The 22,441-nt window shown below is 59.4% G+C and carries 15 protein-coding genes; 9 read left to right on the plus strand and 6 right to left on the minus strand.

Annotation, left to right across the window (positions count from 1 at the left end; genetic code table 11):
* The first annotated feature begins 18 nt into the window (after positions 1-18).
* Entirely contained in the window at positions 19-795 is a 777-nt protein-coding gene (gene yaaA, locus U1A24_RS00870) for a peroxide stress protein YaaA (RefSeq protein ID WP_322320101.1), read from the plus strand.
* Here the strand turns inward: yaaA and U1A24_RS00875 are convergent.
* On the minus strand, positions 792-3,335 hold the full coding sequence (locus U1A24_RS00875; RefSeq protein ID WP_322320102.1) for a hybrid sensor histidine kinase/response regulator: 2,544 nt from the start codon (positions 3,333-3,335) through the stop codon (positions 792-794). The two genes, yaaA and U1A24_RS00875, sit on opposite strands and share 4 nt — an antisense overlap.
* Before the next feature lie 249 nt (positions 3,336-3,584).
* Here U1A24_RS00875 and U1A24_RS00880 point away from each other — a divergent pair, with 249 nt between their 5' ends.
* Together U1A24_RS00880 and pbpC are read left to right on the plus strand one after the other, a co-directional pair.
* Positions 3,585-8,969 (plus strand): alpha-2-macroglobulin family protein, encoded by a 5,385-nt coding sequence (locus U1A24_RS00880; RefSeq protein ID WP_416173440.1) that lies wholly within the window; start codon positions 3,585-3,587, stop codon positions 8,967-8,969.
* On the plus strand, positions 8,966-11,008 hold the full coding sequence (gene pbpC, locus U1A24_RS00885) for a penicillin-binding protein 1C (RefSeq protein ID WP_322320104.1): 2,043 nt from the start codon (positions 8,966-8,968) through the stop codon (positions 11,006-11,008). Before U1A24_RS00880 ends, pbpC begins: the two co-directional genes overlap by 4 nt.
* 43 nt (positions 11,009-11,051) lie before the next feature.
* Here pbpC and bktB read toward each other — a convergent pair whose 3' ends face one another.
* From bktB to U1A24_RS00900, 3 genes are read right to left on the minus strand one after another with little or no spacing between them, the layout of a single operon-like run.
* Positions 11,052-12,215 (minus strand): beta-ketothiolase BktB, encoded by a 1,164-nt coding sequence (gene bktB / locus U1A24_RS00890; protein ID WP_322320105.1) that lies wholly within the window; start codon positions 12,213-12,215, stop codon positions 11,052-11,054.
* A gap of 9 nt (positions 12,216-12,224) precedes the next feature.
* On the minus strand, positions 12,225-12,836 hold the full coding sequence (gene maiA, locus U1A24_RS00895) for a maleylacetoacetate isomerase (RefSeq protein ID WP_322320106.1): 612 nt from the start codon (positions 12,834-12,836) through the stop codon (positions 12,225-12,227).
* Positions 12,833-13,255: a MarR family winged helix-turn-helix transcriptional regulator gene (locus tag U1A24_RS00900; RefSeq protein ID WP_322320107.1), complete on the minus strand. Its 423-nt coding sequence runs from the start codon at positions 13,253-13,255 to the stop codon at positions 12,833-12,835. Before U1A24_RS00900 ends, maiA begins: the two co-directional genes overlap by 4 nt.
* 116 nt (positions 13,256-13,371) lie before the next feature.
* Here U1A24_RS00900 and U1A24_RS00905 point away from each other — a divergent pair, with 116 nt between their 5' ends.
* The 6 genes from U1A24_RS00905 to U1A24_RS00930 all read left to right on the plus strand — a co-directional run bounded on the left by U1A24_RS00905 (position 13,372) and on the right by U1A24_RS00930 (position 20,023).
* A complete protein-coding gene (locus U1A24_RS00905; protein WP_322320108.1) occupies positions 13,372-14,475 on the plus strand; it encodes a hypothetical protein in 1,104 nt (367 codons plus the stop codon).
* A 120-nt stretch (positions 14,476-14,595) separates the two neighbouring features.
* Positions 14,596-15,957, plus strand: coding sequence for a homogentisate 1,2-dioxygenase (hmgA, locus tag U1A24_RS00910; protein WP_416173441.1), 1,362 nt, complete (start codon positions 14,596-14,598; stop codon positions 15,955-15,957).
* Positions 15,958-16,060: 103 nt separating this feature from the next.
* Entirely contained in the window at positions 16,061-17,326 is a 1,266-nt protein-coding gene (gene fahA, locus U1A24_RS00915; RefSeq protein ID WP_322320109.1) for a fumarylacetoacetase, read from the plus strand.
* A complete protein-coding gene (locus U1A24_RS00920) occupies positions 17,327-18,277 on the plus strand; it encodes an MBL fold metallo-hydrolase (protein ID WP_322320110.1) in 951 nt (316 codons plus the stop codon). It begins immediately after the preceding gene.
* Between the two features lie 4 nt (positions 18,278-18,281).
* Complete coding sequence (locus U1A24_RS00925) at positions 18,282-19,832, plus strand: FAD-dependent oxidoreductase (RefSeq protein ID WP_322320111.1); 1,551 nt, start codon at positions 18,282-18,284, stop codon at positions 19,830-19,832.
* On the plus strand, positions 19,823-20,023 hold the full coding sequence (locus tag U1A24_RS00930) for a DUF2783 domain-containing protein (RefSeq protein ID WP_322320112.1): 201 nt from the start codon (positions 19,823-19,825) through the stop codon (positions 20,021-20,023). The genes U1A24_RS00925 and U1A24_RS00930 overlap by 10 nt, the downstream gene beginning before the upstream one ends.
* Before the next feature lie 3 nt (positions 20,024-20,026).
* On the opposite strand, the gene U1A24_RS00935 is transcribed toward U1A24_RS00930, so the two are convergent.
* On the minus strand, positions 20,027-20,758 hold the full coding sequence (locus tag U1A24_RS00935) for a metallophosphoesterase (RefSeq protein WP_322320113.1): 732 nt from the start codon (positions 20,756-20,758) through the stop codon (positions 20,027-20,029).
* A gap of 84 nt (positions 20,759-20,842) precedes the next feature.
* Positions 20,843-22,438 carry a phosphoglycerate dehydrogenase gene (gene serA / locus U1A24_RS00940; RefSeq protein WP_322320114.1) on the minus strand — a complete coding sequence of 532 codons (1,596 nt, stop codon included), beginning with the start codon at positions 22,436-22,438 and terminating at the stop codon, positions 20,843-20,845.
* Positions 22,439-22,441 lie beyond the last annotated feature (3 nt).

The raw sequence follows: 22,441 nt of genomic DNA on the forward strand, positions 1-22,441 counted from the left end.
GCCGCGAAGGAGCCCACCATGCTGACCGTGATTTCCCCTGCAAAACGCCTCAATGAGACACCGCATCCGGGCGATTTTGCGCCATCCGTCCCGGATTTCGCTGCCGATGCTGTGCGACTGGCAAAAGTGGCGCGCGGTCTGAGCGTCCAGGACCTGTGCGCCCTGATGGATATTTCGCCCGCTTTGGGACAATTGAACCGCGACCGTTTCAATACGTTTCAAGCCGATGCTGCTGGCCAACCTGCCGCGTTCATGTTTGACGGCGACACTTATGCCGGACTTGAAGCCCGCAGGATGGAGCCGGACACTCTGCTCTGGGCCCAGGGCCATTTGCGGATTTTGTCGGGGCTGTATGGGTTGCTGCGGCCTTTGGATGCGATCCAACCCTATCGGCTGGAAATGGGCAGCAGGCTGGCAAATCCGAAAGGTGCAGACCTTTACGCGTATTGGGGCCACAAGATTGCCAAAGCGCTGAATGCCTTGGCCACCGAGCAGGAGGCCAAGGTGCTGATCAACTGTGCCTCGGCCGAATACTTCGGCGCAGTCGATCTGAAGGCGTTGAAGCTTCGTGTGGTGACTCCGGTATTTCTGGAAGAGCGCGATGGCGCGGCAAAGATTGTCAGCTTTTGGGCAAAGAAAGCGCGCGGGGCGATGGCGCGTTTTATTTGCCAGCATCACCTGACCGACCCAGCTGATCTGCGCGGCTTTGACTTGGGCGGATATGGCTTTCGTGCTGCGCAATCAGACGCAACACGTCTGGTTTTCTCACGCAATGTTGCGTCCATCGCGGCCTAAGCCGCCTGTTCGGCGCCAACGATGGGCCGCGCGAAGCTTGGGCAAAAATCTGTCAGGGTTTCGGTGATCGCCCCTTTGCGCAGCGGCTTGGTCATATAGCGGTCAATACCAGCGGCGAGAATCCCCTCGGCATCGCCGTCCATCGCATGCGCCGTCAGCGCCACAATCGGCACATGCGTCCCGCTGGCTTCCAAGGCGCGAATGGCGCGTGCGGCATCGCGGCCATCCATTTCCGGCATTGAAATATCCATGAAAATCAGATCCGGCATGAAGCTTTGAAACAGTGCGACCGCCTCTACCCCATTGTTTGCAAAGACCAGTTCGATGTCTATCTCCCGGACCATCTTCTGAAACACCAGTTGGTTGGTGCGGTTGTCTTCCGCTGTCAGAACGCGCATCTGGCGGCGTTCGGTTTGTGGTATCACCGCTGTGATCAGTTCAGCGTCTGGCACAGGGACAGCCAGCGACTGAAGACGGCGATACAGATCGGCGCGTAAGATCGGCTTTTGCAATGTCGCCGCCAGATGTTCCGAGCCCTCCGCCTCACGGGCATTGGCCGGGCTGGATGACAACAGAAAGATCGGGGTGGCAATCCCTTTGGCACGAATGCGGCGGGCCAGTGTCAAACCATCCATCTCGGGCATTTCGTGGTCGGTGATGATGGCGTCAAAGCTACCCCCTTCCAGCGCCAACAATGCCTCGGCCCCTGATCGGCACAGGGTCACTGCGATGCCGCAGGGCACCAGCTGACGCTCCAGGATGGTGCGGTTGATGAATTGATCATCGACCACCAGCACGCGTTTGACCGAGACTGGCAGACGTGGCTCTTCGGCACCTTCGGCAATCGGCAACGGTATGCGGAAGCCAAAGCAGGCGCCCTTGCCCAGATCGGTGTCAACCCAAACCTCACCCTGCATCCGCTCGACCAAGCGTTTGGTGATTGCCAGACCTAGGCCCGTGCCTTCAAACTTGCGGTTCGATTGGTTTTCTACCTGATTAAATTCCCCAAAGATATGAGCGAGATTCTCGGGCGCAATGCCGATGCCGGTATCTTCAACCGTGACGTGGAGATCTTGCTGACCCGCCTCACCCTCCAGCCCGACAACGCGGATCAGCACATGGCCTTTGTCGGTGAATTTCACCGCATTTCCGATCAGATTGGTCAGAATTTGTCGCACCCGCCCCGGATCGCCAATGTAGCGGGTGGGCAGGAACATGTCGAAATCAATCATCAGATCCAGCCCTTTTTCGCGGGCGCGCGGTTGCAGCAGCATGGCAATCTCATGGATTGTCCGCTCCATATCAAAGGGTTCCGGGTGCAGAGTCAGCCGCTCTGCCTCAATCTTCGAGAAATCGAGGATGTCGTTGATGATCACCAACAACGCCTCCCCTGACGAACGGATGGTTTCAGCGAACAGGCGCTGTTCTTCGGATAGTGAGGTGTCGCAAAGCAGTTCTGCCAAGCCCACCACCCCATTCCTCGGGGTGCGGATTTCGTGACTCATAGTGGCGAGAAAGGCCGATTTAGCGCGGCTGGCGGCTTCGGCGGCCAACCGCGCAGCTTCCAGCGCCACCTGCTGTGCTTTCAGGTGGGTGATGTCCACTCTCAGCCCAACCCGCCCGCCATCAGGCGTGGCGTGATCCTGCGCCCTGATCCAGCGGCCATCGGCAAGCTGTTGTTCAACGGGCGCACCGGGATTGCGGTGTTGAAACAACCGTTCGGTCAGCCACTCTGCCTCACGTCCTTTGGCGTCCAAATGCTGGCCGTGGTCCAGCCCGTAGCGCAAAATATCTTCAAACCTCGCGCCCGGAACAATGGCGGGGGCAGAAACCGAGTAAATGTCACGGTAGCGTTGATTACAGGTCAAAAGACGTTCCTCTCTGTCAAAAAGCACGAATCCGTCGGGAATAGCCTCAATGGCCGCCCAGATTCGCATTTGTTCCGTGATATCAAGCGCAAGACTTACCATGTCGCCATCGCGGGCGCGTTGGTCGACCATCCGCACCCATCTGCCGTTCTTAAATTGCACGATGATCGGATCAATCGTTTCATTTTCCCAGCGGGCCAGCATATCGGCGACCCAGACATCGGGGGTGAGCACGCCAAGCTCCACCAGGCCGCCCTCTGCCACGATACATAATAGATCGGCATAGGGTAGGCCCGGCACGATTTCGGGATCATTGAAGTCCGACAGATAGGCCGCATTCGCCGTGATCAACTGTTGATTGGAATCGAACACCGCAAAGCCGTCTTTGATGGTATTGATGCTGTCCCACAATCGTCGTTCGGCCATCACAGCCAAAGTATGCGCGCGATCAAGGTCTTCGACAAAGCGGGATTGCTGACCTTTCAGTTTCTCCGCCTCGGTCATAGCCGTCTGTACAACCTGCCGCTGCTCGACGATCTGATCGGACAGGGCGCGGGCGTGCAGGCCAAGCTTGGCGTTGGCTGCAAACAATTCTCGGCTTTTCTGTTCAAGCAGCCGCTCTGCCGCCAGCCGTGCGCGCCTTTCCTTTGCAAGCCGTTCCGCGAAATCCATATCTGTCCCGTTCCGCCACATTCTGTGCGTCAGCACCGCAAGCGGCGCCTCCAGTCTCGGACAACTTGGCGCAACAAAATGAATCATGGATTAAGATGACAAGTTTCGTTGTGCGGATCAGATGGCTTGCCAATGCGGCGGCCCACATGCGACAGTCGACGCACTGTTTTCAGGAGGATTTTATCAATGCGCGATAGTCTCGGTCGTGCCCTTATGGGTGCTTTTGCAAGTCTATTCATTTTGTCAGCCATGCCCATGACAGCGCAGGAACTGATTCCCGCCAAGCGATTGGCTCTTAGCGAAAACACCGATTTGCCGGGCGGCGATATCGCGTCGATTTTCGACACCACACTAGAGGCTTGCCAGCGTGCCTGCCTGACCAACAAGCAATGCAAGGCTTTCACCTTCAACACGCGCAACGGCTCGTGTTTTCCCAAATCATCGGTGGGGGAGGCAGCTGGATTTGTCGGCGCCTACTCCGGCGTTGTCCTTGAGGCGGCAACAGGTGCGGCAGGCCGCGCCAAAGCACGCCGCGCGGAGTTGAACTTCGTGCAGGATTGGGAGCTTTCAGCCATCACCCAGCAGGCCGAAAAACTGGCCAACACCCACACCACCAATGGCTATTCCGCCGAGGATCATCTGGGTGCCGCCGCGAATGCAGAAGCCGATGGCGATCTTGTGCTGGCCAGTAATTACGCAGGCGCCGCGCTGAACCTGACCGATTCTGCGGATGGCTGGGCGGAATATGCCCGGTTATTGCTGATCGCAGCGCCAAATCAAAGCGATTGGCAACGCAGCTTTTACGAACGCGCCTATTACGCGTCGGTCAATGCCTTCCTGCGTTCGGACAGCAAGCCGCAAGAGCATTCGATCCTGCTGACGATGGGTGACGCGCTGGAGCGTTTGGACCGGGGCCGCGACAAGGTGCAGGCCCTACGTTTGGCGCAGGCGTTGCAGCCGCGTGACGATACCGCTTTGGCGTTGGATGATGCTATTGGCAAATACGGCTTCCGCATTGTCGACAATACCGTCCAAACCGATTCTCCGCGCCCGCGCATCTGCGTGAATTTCTCGGAGAATTTGGCAAAATCGGGCGTAGACTATGCCAGCTATGTGCAGCTTGGCGATGCGGGCCTGATCGTCACCACCGATGGCTGGCAACAGCTGTGCGTGGAAGGCGTGACCTTCGGCTCGCGCAACACCATCACCTTCCGCGAGGGTCTTCCGGCTGCCGATGGCCAGACTTTGGCGAAATCTATCGACATCACCGCCTATGTTCGCGACCGCAATCCCGGCGTGCGCTTCCCTGGGCGGGGCTATGTACTGCCGCGCACGGGGGCCGCTTCGATCCCGGTCGAAACCGTCAATACCGAAAAGCTGGAACTGTCACTGTATCGGGTGACGGACCGTAACCTGCTGCGTTCATTGCAGAATGGTTATTTTGGCTCGCCGATGGCGGATTATCAGGAATATGATTTCTCCAGCCAGATCGGCGCGGAAATCTGGAAGGGCACCGGCAGCGTCAAACAAGAGGTGAACGTTGATATCACCACCCGCCTGCCTTTGGACGAGGCGCTGAAGGATCAACCTCCGGGCGTTTATGCGCTGCGCGCTGCCGTTCCGGGCGTTGACCCCTATGTCGTGCCTGCCGGTTGGCAGTGGTTTGTGGTGTCCGATCTGGGCCTGACCACGATGTCAGGCGTCGATGGGCTGCATGTTTTCGTGCGCAGCCTTGGTTCAGCAGCGGCAGTGGATGGCGTGACGGTTGACCTGCTGTCCACCACCAACGAAGTGCTCGGCTCGATCAAGACCGATACTCAGGGCTATGCCAAATTCGATGCGGCTTTGGCTTTGGGCACAGGCGGGCAAGCGCCTGCGATGATCGTGGCACATGATGACACCGATCTGGCCTTCCTGTCGTTGACTGATCCCGAGTTTGATCTTTCGGATCGCGGCGTGGCTGGCCGTGAGGCATCGCCTCCGGTTGATGTATTCCTGACCACCGACCGCGGGGCCTATCGCGCGGGTGAGACGATCTACGCCACCGCCCTTTCCCGCGATGCCGAAACTTCCGCGATTGAAAGCCTGCCACTGACGGCGATTCTGAAGCGCCCGGATGGCGTCGAGTATTCGCGCGCGCAGATGGCGGATGCGGGTGCAGGCGGTCATGTGTTTGCCATGCCTGTCGGCGGGAGTGCTCCGCGTGGGGTGTGGACGCTGGAGATTTACGCTGATCTCGAAGCGAGCGCCTTGACGACGCAAACCGTGCTGGTGGAAGACTTCCTGCCCGAGCGCATTGATTTCACACTGGCGCTGGCGGATCAACCGATCCGTCTGGGCGATGTGCCGCAAATGACGGTAGATGCGAAGTATTTGTTCGGCGCGCCGGGGGCTGATCTGGCCATCGAGGGCGAGGTGCTGCTGCGCGCCGCGAAAGAGCTTGAGGCTTGGCCGGGTTATGTCTTTGGCCGCTATGATGCGCCATTTGATGCGCAACTGTCGTCCTTCGGCGATATCCACACCGATGCCGAGGGCAAAGCCACCGTAGATCTGTCCCTTCCCGATGTCGAAGACCCCGGTCGGCCGCTGGAAATGCGCGCTACAGTGCGTGTGGCCGAAGGCTCGGGCCGTCCGGTCGAACGCAGGGTCAGCAAGTTGTTGGCGCCATCCTCGGATCTGATCGGCATCAAGCCGCTGTTCACCGATGTTGTGCCGGAAGGCAGCGACGCCACATTCAGCCTGATCGGTATTGATCCCGACTCCAAAGCCGCCCCGATGAAAGTCAAATGGACGGTCACGCGGATTGAGACGAATTATCAATGGTATCAAAATGGTGGCTATTGGAACTGGGAGCCAGTGACGCGCCGCAGCAAGGTTGCTGAAGGCACGGCAGATCTGGGCGCAGAGCCTGCGAAAATTTCGGCCCCCGTGCAATGGGGCGAGTATGAGGTGTTGGTTGAACGCACCGATGGCGCGCCTGCGGCCACCTCGACCAGCTTCTATGCGGGTTGGTATGCCCCGGCTGACGCCAGCGATTCCCCCGATACGCTGGAACTGTCGTTGGACAAACCCGCCTACAAATCTGGCGATACCGCCACGCTGCGCATCGTGCCGCGGGCGGCTGGCACGGCGTTGATCACCGTTTTGTCAAACCGTCTGGTGTCGATGCAGGCGGTGGAGGTGAAGGAAGGCGAGAATACCATCCCGCTGACCGTCACCGACGAATGGGGCGCAGGCGTTTACGTCACCGCTTCCGTGCTGCGCCCGATGGATGTGGCTGCTGGCCGCAATCCTGCCCGCGCTTTGGGCCTGACCCATGCCAGCATCGACCCCGGTGCGCGCGCGTTGAAAGCGACGGTGGAAACCGCACCCGAAGCCGCGCCGCGTGGCCCGCTGGAGGTCGCCGTGAAAGTGGAAGGCATTGAGGCGGGCGATACTGCCTATGTCACCATTGCCGCCGTCGATCAGGGCATCCTGAACCTGACCGGCTTCCAACCGCCAAACCCGCAAGACCACTACTTTGGTCAGCGCAAGCTGGGGGTCGGAATTCGCGATGTCTATGGCCGCCTGATTGACGGCCTGAACGGTGCCGAAGGCGCGGTCCGCTCGGGCGGTGATGCGGGCGCACAAGCGCGTCTGCAAGCGCCGCCGCCCACAGAGGAACTGGTCGCCTATTTCACCGGCCCGATTCAAGTGGATGCCGATGGTTACACTCGTACCTCGTTCACCCTGCCCTCATTCAATGGCACCGTGAAGGTGATGGCGGTGGCATGGTCGAAGAAAGGCGTCGGCCAAGCCAGCGCCGATGTGCTAGTGCGTGATCCGGTTGTGGTAACGGCCTCCCTGCCCCGCTTTTTGCAACCCGGTGACCAATCCCGCCTGCTGCTGGAAATCGTCCACGCCACCGGGCCTTCGGGCCGGATGTCATTGGATGTATCTTCGGCGGGGTTGAAACTCGGCGACGTGCCTTCGGGCTTTGATCTGGGCGATAAGGCCAAGGCTACATTCGCTGTTCCTGTCACGGCGGATACCATTGGCAACCAGACGATTGAGGTCGCTTTGACCACACCAGATGGCAAGGTTCTGAAGAAAACTCTGACGGTTCCGGTGCAGATCAACGATCCGGCTGTGGTGCGGGTGTCTCGGCTTGACTTGAAGAAGGGGCAGGAATTCACCTTCGATTCCAACGCTTTCACGGGCCTGATCGCCGGATCTGGCAAAGCCACGATGGCCGTTGGCCCAATCGCCCGCCTGAACGCCCCCGGCGTTCTGGCAGCACTTGACGCCTACCCTTATGGCTGCACCGAGCAGATCACCTCCAAGGCGCTGCCGCTCTTGTACTTCGATCAAGTCGCCGCCGCGATGGACCTTCCCGGGTCGGACAACATGAAGCTGCGGGTTGAACAAGCGGTGGAAGAGGTGCTGACCAACCAATCCTCCAACGGCTCTTTCGGCCTGTGGGGACCGGTCGAAAACGGCGGCGACATGTGGCTGGATGCCTTTGTCACCGACTTCCTCAGCCGGGCGAAAGCGCGTGGCTATGCAGTGCCAGATCAGGCCTTCCGCAGCGCCTTGGACAACCTGCGCAATCAGGTGAACTACCAAGCCGACTTTGACAGCGGTGGCGAAGCTTTGGCCTACGCGCTGATGGTTCTCGCACGTGAAGGGGCCGCAGCCGTCGGCGACCTGCGCTACTATGCCGACGTGAAAGGCGATGCCTTCAGCACCCCGACAGCAATGGCGCAACTGGGCGCGGCTTTGGCCAGCTACGGCGATCAACCGCGCGCGGATGCGATGTTCCGCCGTGCGGGTGTGGCGTTGTTGGCGCTGAAAGGCCGGGAAACTGAGCAGATCTTCCGCGCTGACTATGGCACCAACTACCGCGACGCGGCGGCAGTCTTGGCACTGGCGGCGGAGTCGGGCTCGAACGCGGTGGATCAAGAGGCGCTGACGTCGCGCCTTGCGACCACCTCAGCTTTGTCGACACAGGAAGCCACCTGGGCGCTGCTGGCCGCGAATGCGCTGATTGATCGCAAGGGCGCCGATGGCATCCTGATTGATGGCGCGCCCGCTTCCGGCCCGTTGGTGAAAGTGCTGGATGCGGCAAACACTGCACCTGTCACCGTCAAGAACACCAGCGACAGCGACACTACGCTGACTGTCACCACCTATGGTGTGCCGTCCGAGCCCGAGCCCGCCGGTGGCAGCGGATATGCTATCGTGCGGAACTACTACACGATGGATGGCGAAGCGACGACACTGGACGGTCTGAAAGTCGGCACCCGCCTGATCACCGTGCTGGAAGTCACCCCTTTCGGTCGCGGCGAAGCCCGCCTGATGGTCAGCGATCCGCTGCCCGCCGGGTTTGAGATCGACAATCCCAACCTGATGTCGTCGGGTACCGATGCACTGTCGGAGTTGGGCTTGGAAACCGAAGTGGCGCATAGCGAGTTCCGGCAGGATCGCTTCCTGACCGCAATTGACCGTTACAGCAACGAGACCTTCCGGTTGGCCTATGTTGTGCGCGCGATCTCGCCCGGCACCTTCCATCAGCCTGCGGCCTCGGTGGAAGACATGTATCGGCCCGACCTGACGGGGCGGACGGATGCAGGCACCATCACCATTTCTGAGTGATGCGCGCCCGTTATCTCTTTGTTTTGGCGGCGGGTCTTGGACTCGCCGCCTTTTCAAATGACACATTGGACCAGTGGATAGCGGCAACGGTACTGCCGCCGTTGCAGGTGGAAACCTCGGTCGAAGTGCTGGACCGCAATGGCGCTTTGCTGCGCGCCTACTCGGTGGCCGATGGCCGTTGGCGACTGGATGTGGCGCTTGCGGATGTGGACAGCGATTATATAGCTGCCCTGTTGGCCTATGAAGATAAGCGCTTTTACGGCCACAACGGCGTAGATCTGCAAGCGCTGGCGCGGGCGGTCTTTCAGGCGGCATGGAACGGCAAGATCGTTTCGGGCGGCTCGACCCTGACGATGCAGGTGGCGCGGTTGCTGGAGGAAGGCACCACCGGGCAGATCGACGGCAAGCTGCGACAGATGCGGGTGGCGCTGGCGCTGGAGCGGCGCTTGTCGAAACAGGAAATTCTCGCGTTGTATCTGCATCTTGCGCCTTATGGTGGCAACCTTGAAGGCATCCGCGCGGCCACGCTTTCCTATTTCGGCAAGGAGCCTTTACGGCTGACCCCCGCCGAAGCGGCGCTTCTGGTGGCGATCCCGCAAAGCCCCGAAACCCGCCGCCCGGATCGTTCGGCGGAACGCGCTACGGATGCCAGAGATAGGGTCTTGGCGCGGGCGCTGCGCGATGGGCTGATTGATGAGGACCAGATGCAGGCGGCACGGACCGAGGTGGTGCCCTCGGCACGGCGCGCTTTTCCGGCGCTGGCACCGCATATGTCCGACCGGATTATCGTGGAAGAGCCTGGGCTTACGCAGCATCAACTGACGCTGGACAAGACTCTGCAAAGCAAGCTGGAACGCTTGGCATCTGATGTTGTGTCCAGTCGGGGCGACAGACTGCAAGTGGCGATTGTGGTCGCGGATCATGCCTCGGGTGAGGTGCTGGCTTCGGTCGGTTCGGCGGCGTTCAAGGCGGATCGGCGGGCGGGATTTATCGACATGACGCGGGCGATACGCAGCCCCGGATCAACGCTCAAGCCCTTGGTTTATGGGCTGGCTTTTGATGAGGGTCTGGCGCATCCCGAGACTCTGATCGAGGACAAGCCGACCGATTTCAATGGCTACAAACCGCAGAATTTTGACCGCCAGTTTCGCGGCACCATTCGGATCAGGGAAGCCTTGCAAGAGTCTTTGAATATCCCGGTGGTGGCGTTGACCGATGCCTTGGGGCCTGCCAAGCTGCTGGCAACCTTGGATAAAGCGGGCGTAAAATATGATCTGCCGGGAGGGCAGCCGGGATTGGCAATTGCTTTGGGCGGGATCGGCGTTTCGCTGGAAGACATGGTGCAACTTTACGCGGCCATCGCAAGAGGTGGGGTTTCGCTGCCGCTGACACACCAGATGACGGGGGTTCGTGAGGAAGGGCAACGGGTGTTGTCGACCTCAAGTGCTTGGCAGGTTGCGGATATTCTGGCCGGATTGGCACCGCCACCGGGCGCACCGGAAAACCGTTTGGCCTACAAAACCGGCACCAGCTATGGCCACCGCGATGCCTGGGCGATTGGGTTTGATGGCCGTCATGTCATCGGCATCTGGATGGGCAGGCCGGACGGCACGCCAGTGCCCGGGGCGTTTGGGGCGGATCTGGCGGCGCCGATTTTGTTTCAGGCCTTCGCACGGCTAAAGCCAAATTTGGACCCGCAGCCAGGAGCGCCACCCGCCACCCTATTGGTTTCAAATGCTGAACTGCCACGACCCCTGCAGAAGTTCCGCAACCGCAATGCAGCTTTTCAACCGGATAAGGATGCGCCAGCCGTGGCTTTCCCGCCCGATGGGGCCGAAGTTGAGATGTTGCCAGAGGGGCTATTGGTGCGGGTTTCAGGCGGCAAAGCACCCTATACTTGGCTGGCAAATGGCGTGCCTGTGGCGATTTCGCTCGGCTCCCGCGAGACCATGCTTAGCAGTTTGGGCCGCGGGTTTATCACGCTTTCGGTGATTGATGCCGAGGGCAGATCAGCACGAACGAAAGTGCGTTTGCGCTGAACTGCCTCGTGTTTTATCCACGCTTATCGCGTGCCCACACGATTTACGCACACTCAATCGCAATTGCGATGCCTTGCCCACCACCAATGCACATAGTGATCAACGCCGTTTTGCCGCCCACAAGCTCCAACTCCGCCAGAGCCTTGGCAACCAGAATAGCGCCCGTCGCCCCAACCGGATGGCCCAAGGCAATTGCTCCGCCGTTCGGGTTAACCTTGGTCGGGTCGAGACCCAAGGTCTGCGTCACGGCCATCGCTTGCGCTGCAAAAGCTTCGTTGGATTCCACCACGTCAAAGCTGTCAGGCTTCACCCCCAACTTCAAGCAAAGCGCCTGCACCGCCGGGATTGGGCCAAGGCCCATCACTTTCGGATCAACGCCCGCCACGGCATAACCCATCACCCGCGCTCGGGCGCGCCCCGAGGCATTGCCGCGTGACAAGATCACCGCCGCAGCCCCGTCATTGATGCCCGAGGCATTGCCCGCCGTTACCGTGCCATCCTTGGAGAAAGCAGGTCGCAGGCCCGCCAAAGCCGCTGCCGTGGTGGCCTTTGGATGTTCATCCTGCGCGAAAATCGTGTGCCCTTTGCGGCCCGCCAGTTCAATCGGCACGATCTGATCGACAAAGCGGCCCTCAGCAATCGCGCGGGCCGCACGGCTTTGCGATTCCAGCGCGAATGCGTCCTGCGCCTCCCGCGTCAGACCGTATAGGGCGGCGACATTCTCGGCCGTGATGCCCATGTGGCCGGTGCCAAACGGGCAGGTCAAAGCACCGGTCATCATGTCGAGCATCTTCGTATCACCCATCTTCTGGCCAAAGCGGGCGGTTTGAACGGCATAGGGCGCACGGCTCATACATTCCGCCCCGCCAGCCAGCGCGATTTCGGCATCACCCAACAGCAGTATTTGCACCGCCGAGACGATGGCTTGCGCGCCAGAGCCGCAGAGGCGGTTGACGTTCATCACGGGCGCGGTTTCCGGCACCCCGGCTTGCATGGCGGCCACACGCGAAAGATACATATCGCGCGGCTCGGTGTTGATGACATGGCCAAAGACAACGCTGCCGACCTGCGCCGCCTCTATCCCTGCCCGCGCTATGGCGGCTTTCGCCGCATGGGTCGCGATGTCGATGGGGGGCATGGCAGCGAGAGAGCCGCCAAAGCCACCGATTGCGGTGCGTGCGGTCGAGAGGATGAAAATGTCGGTCATGGCGGGCCTCTAGGTTTTGACGCGATCCGGGTGCGCGGCAGCGATGGCGGGAAGTTCGCGCAGGTTTGCCACGATCCTTGCTGTTTGGGGGAAGGACGTTACGTCAATACCGACGCGCTCGGCGTTGTATATTTGCGGCACAAGGCAAAGATCGGCCATCGTGACAGTGTCGCCGTGACAGAAGCGGCCCGCACTGGTCAACATCGCCTCAAATGCCGTCAGCCCTTTGGTGATGTAGTGGCGGGTCCAATCCTCACTGGTCATCACACCCATTGAACCGACGTGATCGCGGACCGTCAGGTTGCAGACCGGGGCGATTTCCATGGCAATCGCATAAGACAAAGCGCGGACATGGGCGCGAGCGGCGGGATCTTTCGGCAGAAGGTCCCCTTTGGTTTCATCAAGATATTCTATGATCGCCAAGGATTGCGTCAGCCGCAGCCCGTCGATGTCGAGCGTGGGCACCACCCCCTGTGGATTGCGCGCCAGGTTGTCAGCGCTGCGATGCTCGCCCTTTACCAGATCAACCGGGTGGCTTTGGTAGGGTAGGCCCAACAGGTTCAGCGCCAACCGCACACGATAGGCGGCGGAAGAACGCCAATAGTCGTAAAGCGTAATCATTTTTCCTCCAGCAAACGCAGCAAGGCGAGGCGAAACACGGGGGCATCCGCGCCGATCTGGGCAAGGATCTGCGTCTGATAGGCATCAGCAATCGGCACGATGCGGGCGATCAGATCGCGGCCCTTGGCGGTCAGGCGCATATCCAGCAAGCGGCGATCCTCTTGGTTTTCGCGCTTTTCGATCAGGCCCTGTGCCTCAAGCCGCGCCGCAGCCCGGCTGACCTTCGATTTGTCCATATCCACCCGCGCCTGAATCTCGCGCACCGAGACCTGATCCGATTGCGCCAGATGTGCCAGCACCCGCCATTCCGGGATCGTCAGACCAAATTCAGCCCGGTAAAGCTCGGAAAAGCCTTTGGAAATACGGCTGGATGCGACGGCCAACTGGTAGGGCAAGAAAGCGGAAAGATCGAAACTCATCATCTGGGCCCTTCGTTTTGCGCAAGCCTGCCCGTTGAGAGCGGATTTCGCAAGCGGCTGCAGTTGACAGTGATCTGTCGGCGGGGGACACCGGGCGCGGCAACCCGGAGAGTGACGTGCGCGACCTGATCAAATCCAACCTCGCGCTGCTGGTGATCAGCATTGCAAGCTTCATTCTTATGGGTGCGGGGACGGCTTTGTATGGCCCGGCGCTGCCCGTGTTTGCCCGCAGCTTTGATCTTCACATCGGCACGGCTGGACTGCTGATTTCGGCGCATTGGATCGGCTGTTCTATTGGCGTGGCCGCGATGTTCTTCATCGGCCCGCGTGCCACACCCCGGCTGGTGGTGGCGCTGATGACGCTGGGGGTCGGATTGATGGCACTGGGGGTCGGATGGGCGCTGACGGTGTTGGGTGCGTTGATGTTTGGTGCGGGCTACGGCTGTGCCACGGTGGTGTTCAATCCACGGATGCTGCGGGCGTTTGGTGCGCGCGGACCGGCGATGTTAAGCCTGTTGAACGCCACCTTCGGCATCGGCGCGATTGGCGCACCGCTGGTGTTCGTGGCTTTGGGCAATGATCCGGTGCTGAGCTTTGCAATATGTGCCGTGATTGGCGTGGTGATCACCTTGTGCGCGGGGCCTGCGGGACGCGATGCAACTGTGATCGCCACCGCCTCGACCACACCATTCCGCATGAACCTACCGATCCTGATCTTTGGCGCGGTAGCAATCAGCGTTGAGGCCTGTTTGACCGGGCTTGGCCCCACCGCTTTGATCAACGCGGGACTGTCCGAAACCTTGGCCGCGCAACTGCTTTCGGCGTTCTTCCTCGCCTTCCTCGCCGCGCGGCTTTGCCTGATGTTTGTGGCGGGGCTACTGCCCGCGTTCACCTTGTTCACGCTGGCCCTGATCGGCGCTTGTGCCTCGGCCCTGATCGCGGCGTTGTGGCTGCCCGGCGCGGGCTTTGTTGGCTTGGGTTTTTTCGCGGGCATGTTTTTCCCGACCGAATACGTCACCGCCACCCGCAAGATGGGTGACAATCCGCGCGTGGCACCAACCATCATCGGTGCGGGCCTGGTGGGGGGTGTCTTTGCACCGCTGATAATGTCACCGTTGCTGGAGACAATGGGACAGCGTGGCTTTTTCTGGGTGGTTGCCTGCGCCACCGGCCTGCTTGCGCTTGGCGCTTTGGCCAACTTGCAATCGATGAACCGCTAAACCCGTTCTTTCGGTTTGTTTGAGACGTCGAGAACATTGTTATTGACATCGTTGCACTTGCAACGATATTTTCCAACCATAGGTTTCCCCTCTGCCCGAATCCTGCTGAACGAGGCCGCCATGAACACCCAAAGCCTGCCCTCCGGTCTAACCCGCACTGCCACCACGCTTGGCACCCACGCGCATTACATGCCCGGTTTTGGCAATGATTTTGAAACCGAGGCGCTGCCCGGTGCGCTGCCCCAGGGTATGAACAGCCCGCAGAAATGCAACTATGGGCTTTATGGTGAACAACTGTCCGGCACGGCCTTCACCGCTCCCAGCCATCAGAACGAACGGACGTGGTGCTACCGCATCCGGCCTTCCGTCAAGCACACGCATCGCTTTGAAAAGATTGATGTTCCCTATTGGAAATCCGCGCCTCATATTGACCCCGATGTGATCTCTCTGGGACAGTATCGGTGGGATCCGGTGCCACATACTGACGCTGCGCTGACCTGGATCACCGGCATGCGCACGATGACGACGGCGGGCGACGTAAATACCCAAGTTGGCATGGCAAGCCATATCTACCTTATCACCCAATCGATGCAGGATGAGTATTTCTTCAGCGCCGATAGTGAGATTTTGGTCGTGCCGCAGCAAGGCCGCCTGCGGTTTTGCACCGAACTGGGCATCATTGAACTGGAGCCACATGAGATTGCCGTGATCCCGCGCGGGCTGGTGTATCGGGTGGAAGTGCTGGAAGGCCCCGCCCGAGGCTTTGTCTGCGAGAATTACGGACAAAAGTTCACATTGCCCGGACGCGGCCCGATCGGCGCGAACTGCATGGCCAATCCGCGCGATTTCAAGACCCCGGTGGCAGCGTTCGAAGACCGCGAAGTGCCGTCCTCGGTGGTGGTGAAATGGTGCGGTCAGTTTCACCGCACGCGCATTGGCCACAGCCCGTTGGACGTGGTGGCGTGGCATGGCAACTATGCTCCGGTGAAATACGACCTGCGCACCTATTGCCCGGTGGGTGCGATCCTGTTCGACCATCCCGATCCGTCGATTTTCACTGTTCTGACTGCACCTTCTGGAGTGGAGGGTACCGCGAACATTGATTTCGTGCTGTTCCGCGAGCGCTGGATGGTGGCCGAAAACACCTTCCGACCACCGTGGTATCACAAGAACATCATGTCGGAATTGATGGGCAACATCTACGGCATCTATGACGCCAAACCCAAAGGCTTTGTGCCGGGGGGAATGAGTCTCCACAACATGATGTTGCCGCATGGGCCGGATAAGCAGGCGTTTGAGGGCGCCTCAAACGCCATCCTGAAGGCGGAAAAGCTGGATGAAACCATGTCGTTCATGTTTGAAACCCGTTTCCCGCAACACCTGACCGCTTTCGCCGCGAAAGAGGCTCCCTTGCAGGATGAGTACATCGACTGCTGGGAGAGTCTGGAGAAGAAATTCGACGGCACGCCGGGGGTAAAATAATGGCTGCGGCTTTACTGACAGGAAAATTTTTCCGCTTGCTTGACAGCCATGCCCGCTTGCACACATCCCTATGCTTTGGGTCAAAAGCTTGGGAGAACGCGCGATGACACTGCTGAAATCTTGGGTCGAAAGTGCGAACACCGCGACGACAGATTTTCCATTGAACAACCTGCCCTGCGGAGTGTTTTCGCTGGGCGACGCTCCTGCACGCTGTGGTGTGGCCATCGGCGATTTCATTCTTGATGTCAGCGCATTAGAGGAAGAGGGCCTGCTGAAGCTTGCCGATCAGCCCCTGTTCGACGTGCCGTTCTGGAATGAACTGATGGAGGCTGGCCCCGGAGTTTGGGCCGAATTTCGCGCCCAAGTTACGGCGATGTTGACCGAAGGCGCCAGCAAGCGTTGGGTGGTCGAAGATCATTTGGTGCCGCGGGCGAATGCGACGCTGCACCTGCCCTTCATTGTGGCCGAATACACCGATTTTTACGCCGGTCGCCATCATGCCACCAACGTCGGAACCATGTTCCGCGGCGCAGAAAACGCCTTGCCGCCGAACTGGCTGCATATGCCGATTGGTTATAATGGCCGTGCCTCTTCTGTCGTGGTGTCTGGCACAGAAGTCCGCCGCCCTTGGGGTCAGTTGAAAGGCCCCGAGTTTGAAGCGCCAATCTTCGCACCCTCACGCCGGTTCGATATCGAGCTGGAAATCGGCGCGATTGTCGGACAGGCTTCCACACATGGCCATCCGGTCACGGTGGCCGAGGCCGACGCGATGATCTTCGGCTATGTTCTGCTAAATGATTGGTCTGCCAGAGATATTCAGGCTTGGGAGTATCAGCCGCTCGGCCCGTTCCAAGCCAAAGCCACCGCGACCAGCCTAAGCCCGTGGATCGTGATGAAAGCCGCGCTTGAGCCGTTTCGCACCAAGACCCCACCCCGGGAAGTGCCCCAGCTGCCGCATCTGCAAGAACCGGGACCGCTGCTGTATAACGTGGCACTCGAAGTTGGTTTGACCCCCGAGGGTGGCGCAGAAACGGTGATCAGCCGCACCAACTATGCTGAAATGTACTATTCTGCAGCGCAGCAATTGGCGCATCATACCACCTCGGGCTGTGCGATGAATGTTGGCGATCTGCTCGGCTCGGGCACAATTTCGGGGCCGAGCAAGGACAGCCGGGGCAGCCTGCTGGAGCTTTCTTGGGGCGGCAAGGAACCATTCGAGATTGCGGGCGGCATCCGCAGCTTCATTGAGGATAACGACACATTAGCCCTACGCGGTGCTGCGTTGGGGAACGGGTATCGGGTTGGGTTTGGCGCGTGTGTGGGCAAAGTGATCCCGGCGCTGGCGGACCCCTATGCAAGGAAGAATTGAATGGCCAAAGCGTTTGCTTCACAGGGCGATCTGACCGAAAAAAAGACCAGCTTCACCGAAATCGGTGACGGCATTTATGCGTTTACCGCTGAGGGGGATCCGAACTCTGGCGTGATCATTGGCGACGAGTCGGTGATGGTGATCGAAGCGCAAGCCACACCGCGCCTTGCACGCAAGGTGGTCGAATGCATCCGCTCTGTGACCGATAAACCGATCAGCCATCTGGTGCTGACTCACTACCATGCCGTGCGCGTTCTGGGCGCAAGTGCTTATGGGGCCAAGGAAATCATCATGTCTGACGCTGCGCGCAGCATGGTGATGGAACGCGGCCAAGAAGATTGGGACAGCGAATTCGGCCGCTTCCCACGACTGTTTCAAGGGCACGAGGAAATCCCCGGCCTGACCCTGCCGACCACCACTTTCAGCGATCAGATGACGGTGTATCTCGGCAAGCGACGGGTCGACATCATGCACTTGGGCCGCGCGCATACTGCAGGGGATGCGGTGGTCTGGGTGCCGGATTCCGAAGTGATGTTTACCGGCGATATCGTCGAGTATCACTCGGCCTGCTATTGCGGCGACGGGCATTTTGCCGATTGGACCGACACTTTGGCTAATATTGCAGGCTTCGATCCAGTGGCTATCGCGCCGGGGCGCGGCGATGCGCTAATCGGGCGCGAGATGGTGGCAAAAGCCATCGCCTCAACTGCTGATTTTGTGCAAAGCACTTACCGGCCAGCGGCGAAAGTTGCCGCGCGCGGCGGCAGCTTGAAGGACGCTTGGAACGCGGTGCGGGCTGAATGTGACTCTAAGTTCGCCAATTTCGCGATCTATGAGCATTGCCTGCCGTTCAACGTCGCGCGGGCGTTTGACGAAGCGCGCGGCATCGAGACCCCACGCGTCTGGACCGCCGAACGTGACCGCCAGATGTGGGCAGACTTGCAAGGGTGATCTGATGGCCTATGCTTACCAACCCTTTGATTATATAAAACCTCTAGGACTGACGGCTCCAGAACCACGTCAGAAAGTGATCATCGTCGGCGCTGGCCCAATTGGGCTGGCGATGGCGATTGAACTCGCCAATCACGGCGTGCAGGCCACGGTTCTGGATGACAATAATGTGGTCTCGGTCGGATCGCGGGCTATCTGCTGGAGCAAACGTTCGCTAGAGATTCTGGATCGCTTGGGCGTAGGTGAACGATCCATCACAAAGGGAGTGACGTGGAAAGTCGGACGTACGTTTCACCGCGATACAGAGGTGTTCAACTTTGATCTGCTGCCAGAGGATGGGCACAAGATGCCCGCCTTTGTGAATCTACAACAGTATTTTGTTGAGGAGTATTTGGTGCAGCGCGCGCAGGAGTTGAACATTGACCTGCGCTGGAAAAACCGGGTGATTTCTGTAGACCAGCTGCCGGACTTTGCCACGGTTACGGTTGAGACGCCGGACGGTCGCTACACGCTTGAGGCGGATTGGGTGATCGCTTGTGATGGCGCACGCAGTCCGATCCGGGAAATGATGGGGTTGGAGTTTGACGGAGAACTGTTCGAAGAACGCTTTCTGATCGCAGACATCGAAATGCAGGGCGATTTTGCCAGCGAGCGTTGGTTTTGGTTTGAGCCCAGCTTCCATTCCGGCCAGTCGGCGTTGTTGCACAAGCAGCCTGACAATATTTACCGCATAGATCTTCAGCTTGGCTGGGATACCGATCCTGAAATTGAGAAGCGTCCTGAAAGAGTGATCCCCCGCATCGAAAAGGTGGTCGGTCATTCAGATTTCAAGCTGGATTGGGTCAGTGTATACACCTTCCAGTGCCGACGTTTACGAAGCTTTTTTCATAATCGCGTTTTGTTCGTAGGTGACAGCGCGCATGTCGTCTCGCCCTTTGGTGCTCGGGGCGGAAATGGTGGTTTGGGTGATGTTGATGCGCTAGGTTGGCGCCTTGCCGCGGTCGTGCAGGGCGTCGCGTCCGCTGAGGTTTTGACAGGTTATGACCGTGAGCGCTGTTTTGGCGCGGATGAAAACTTGCTGAACTCCAGCCGCTCTACGCACTTTATGTCGCCTGAAAATGGCGTTGAACGGCTGTTCCGCGATGCCGTATTGCATCTGGCCGGGCATGCAGATTTTGCACGGCCAATGGTGAACTCGGGCCGTTTGTCGCGGCCTTGCGTCTATCCATTGCAGGCCCCCGACGCGCCGTTGCCGACCGAGTCGCGACCGGGTGCTGTGGCCCCTGATGCGCCTTTAGAAGATGGCTGGATGACCGAAACATTGGGGCGTGATTTCGTGCTGTTGGCCTTGGGCTGCGATGCGCCTGCGATCAGTTTGCGCGTGGTAACGCCCAAGCTGACCGACATCCTGCGCAAGCGCTATCTGGGCGACCAGCAGCAAGCACTCTATCTGATCCGGCCGGATCAGGTGGTAGCGGCGCGTTGGCTGTCGGCGTCAGCCGCCGAAGTTGAGGCGGCACTGGCGCAAAGCTGGAAGGGTGCGTTATGTCTTTGAACACCAAACCGAATATCTTGGATTCAGATGGGTTCTATGCCGATCTGCTGGCGACCCACCGCGGATTGACCGAGGCGGAAAGCCATGCCCTGAATGCGCGACTGGTGCTGATTTTGGCCAATCACATCGGCGCTGTGGAAGTGCTGACGGCGGCGTTGACGCTGGCGAAGAACCGCTCCGCCCAAACGTAAGCTCTACGCTGGCACAAGCGGCACACGCCCTGCGGCGCTGAGATTAAACACCGTACGGCCTTCAAGCACGACAGCGGTCAGCGGACCGCCATAGGCAGCGCTCGAGTCGATATTCAACCGGTTTCCGTAATGCGTTGGCGCATCCAGTGCGGTGTGGCCATGCACGATCAGCGCGCCGTGGTCTCGAGTGTCTTCCAGGAAGCCTTTGCGGATCCAGACCAGATCATCCTCGACCTGCTGTTCAATCGGAGCGCCGGGACGAATACCCGCATGGACGTAAATCACCTCGCCGCGCTGGTGGTAAATCGGCAGTGATTCGAGAAATTGCAGATGGGCCTCGGGCACCGCAGCGACAGCTTCGGCATGAACCGGGGCCAGTGGGCGGTCAGCGGCATTTTTCACACCGTAGGATTCCAACGTCGCCGCGCCGCCGATCCTTGGATGCAGGTAAGATAAGTCTGTGCGCAGGCAGGGATCGTGATAATTTATGTCGCGGATGTAGTTTGTGAACATCCGGTCATGATTACCTTTCAGCACCACCCAGTCTTGCCCAGCCTCGATTCCAGCGCGCAAATACTCCACAACGCCCCGGCAGTCCGGGCCGCGATCAACCAGATCACCGACATGCACGATTGGGGCCGCACCATGTTTGGCTTGATCTGCGGCAATCCACGCGTGGACCTCACGCAACAACTCAATATGACCGTGGATGTCGCCGATGGCATAGGTTCTCATGCGCGCCTCACAAAGCATAGGCCGGGGGCGTCGCACCCCCGAACCTGTGTTGGATATTTGCGCCAAACCGAAAGCGCAAGCGGGTCACGCCACTTCGAATTGCAGCGCTTTCACCGATTGGAACATGCCGGTGGATTCGAGGGTTTCGAGAACCTTCGGGTCAATAGCTTGATCCAGATAGAGAATCGCGATGGCCTGCTTGCCAATGCCTTCGCGACCCAAGGTGAAGTTTGCGATATTGACGTTGTTTTTCGACATCGTCATGCCCAGAAGACCGATGATACCGGGGACATCCTCGTTCGTGGTGTAGAGCATGTGTTCACCGATTTCGGCGTCGATATTGATGCCCTTGATCTGGATGAAACGCGGTTTGCCATCGCTAAAGCAGGTGCCTGCCACCGAACGCTCGCGCTTGTCAGTGACCATGGTGACCTTGATATAGGCGTCAAACGTGCCGGTTTTATCCTGGCGGGTGGTGGAGATCTGGATGCCCTTGTCCTTCGCCACAATCGGTGCGGAAACCAGATTAACATCCGGGTTCTGGGTTTTCAGCACCCCGGCTATCACGGCCGAATTCAGCGCCGCAAGGTTCATCCCCGCCACGGTGCCATCATAAAGGATGTTGATTGCCTTGATCGGCTCCTCGGTCATCTGGCCGATGAACGCGCCCAAATGGCTGGCAAGTTTGATCCACGGCCCCATCACGGCAGCTTCTTCAGCGGTCACGTTTGGCATGTTCAAAGCGTTAGAAACTGCCCCGGTCAACAAATAATCTGACATCTGTTCCGCCACTTGCAGCGCCACGTTTTCCTGCGCCTCGGTGGTCGATGCACCAAGATGCGGGGTGCAGACCACGTTTGGCAGATTGAAAAGCGGCGATTCAGTCGCGGGTTCGACCTCAAACACGTCCAAAGCCGCGCCTGCGACATGACCGGATTTCAACGCTGCGGCCAAGGCCGCCTCATCCACCAGACCGCCACGCGCGCAGTTGATGATCCGCACGCCCTTCTTGGTTTTCGCCAGATTCTCTGCCGACAGAATGTTGCGGGTTTTATCCGTCAACGGCACATGCAGGGTGATGAAATCGGCGCGGTGCAGCAGCTCGTCCAGTTCCACTTTGGTCACGCCCAAAGTCTTGGCGCGTTCGTCCGACAGGAAGGGATCGTAGGCCACGACCTTCATGTGCAGCCCCACCGCACGGTTGCAGACGATACCGCCGATGTTGCCCGCGCCGATCACACCGAGGGTCTTGTTGAACAATTCCACGCCCATAAACCGGGATTTCTCCCATTTTCCGGCTTGGGTCGAGGCATTGGCTTCGGGCAGTTGCCGCGCCACGGCGAACATCATCGCGATGGCATGTTCAGCGGTGGTGATCGAGTTGCCAAACGGCGTGTTCATCACGATCACGCCTTTTTTCGACGCGGCCGGAATGTCAACGTTATCCACCCCGATCCCTGCGCGGCCAATCACCTTCAGACGAGTGGCGGCCGCCAGCAGCTTTTCGGTGGCCTTGGTGGCCGAGCGGATCGCCAGACCATCATATTGGTCAATGATCGCGGCCAGCGCGTCTTTGTCTTTGCCCAGCTTGGGCATGTAATCGACCTCGACACCACGGTCGCGGAAGATTTGCACGGCGGTTTCAGAAAGTTCGTCAGATACGAGAACGCGGGGGGCCATAGC

This window comes from Cypionkella sp., from assembly GCF_034376685.1.
Taxonomy (GTDB): Bacteria; Pseudomonadota; Alphaproteobacteria; order Rhodobacterales; family Rhodobacteraceae; genus Cypionkella.

Coding starts and splice junctions, on each gene's coding strand:
- yaaA (WP_322320101.1), top strand. CDS start 19: ATGCTGACCGTGATTTCCCCTGCAAAACGCCTCAATGAGACACCGCAT.
- U1A24_RS00925 (WP_322320111.1), top strand. CDS start 18,282: ATGGCCTATGCTTACCAACCCTTTGATTATATAAAACCTCTAGGACTG.
- U1A24_RS00930 (WP_322320112.1), top strand. CDS start 19,823: ATGTCTTTGAACACCAAACCGAATATCTTGGATTCAGATGGGTTCTAT.
- U1A24_RS00900 (WP_322320107.1), bottom strand. CDS start 13,255: ATGAGTTTCGATCTTTCCGCTTTCTTGCCCTACCAGTTGGCCGTCGCA.
- hmgA (WP_416173441.1), top strand. CDS start 14,596: ATGAACACCCAAAGCCTGCCCTCCGGTCTAACCCGCACTGCCACCACG.
- U1A24_RS00935 (WP_322320113.1), bottom strand. CDS start 20,758: ATGAGAACCTATGCCATCGGCGACATCCACGGTCATATTGAGTTGTTG.
- fahA (WP_322320109.1), top strand. CDS start 16,061: ATGACACTGCTGAAATCTTGGGTCGAAAGTGCGAACACCGCGACGACA.
- U1A24_RS00875 (WP_322320102.1), bottom strand. CDS start 3,335: ATGGATTTCGCGGAACGGCTTGCAAAGGAAAGGCGCGCACGGCTGGCG.
- U1A24_RS00920 (WP_322320110.1), top strand. CDS start 17,327: ATGGCCAAAGCGTTTGCTTCACAGGGCGATCTGACCGAAAAAAAGACC.
- bktB (WP_322320105.1), bottom strand. CDS start 12,215: ATGACCGACATTTTCATCCTCTCGACCGCACGCACCGCAATCGGTGGC.
- maiA (WP_322320106.1), bottom strand. CDS start 12,836: ATGATTACGCTTTACGACTATTGGCGTTCTTCCGCCGCCTATCGTGTG.
- serA (WP_322320114.1), bottom strand. CDS start 22,438: ATGGCCCCCCGCGTTCTCGTATCTGACGAACTTTCTGAAACCGCCGTG.
- U1A24_RS00880 (WP_416173440.1), top strand. CDS start 3,585: ATGCCCATGACAGCGCAGGAACTGATTCCCGCCAAGCGATTGGCTCTT.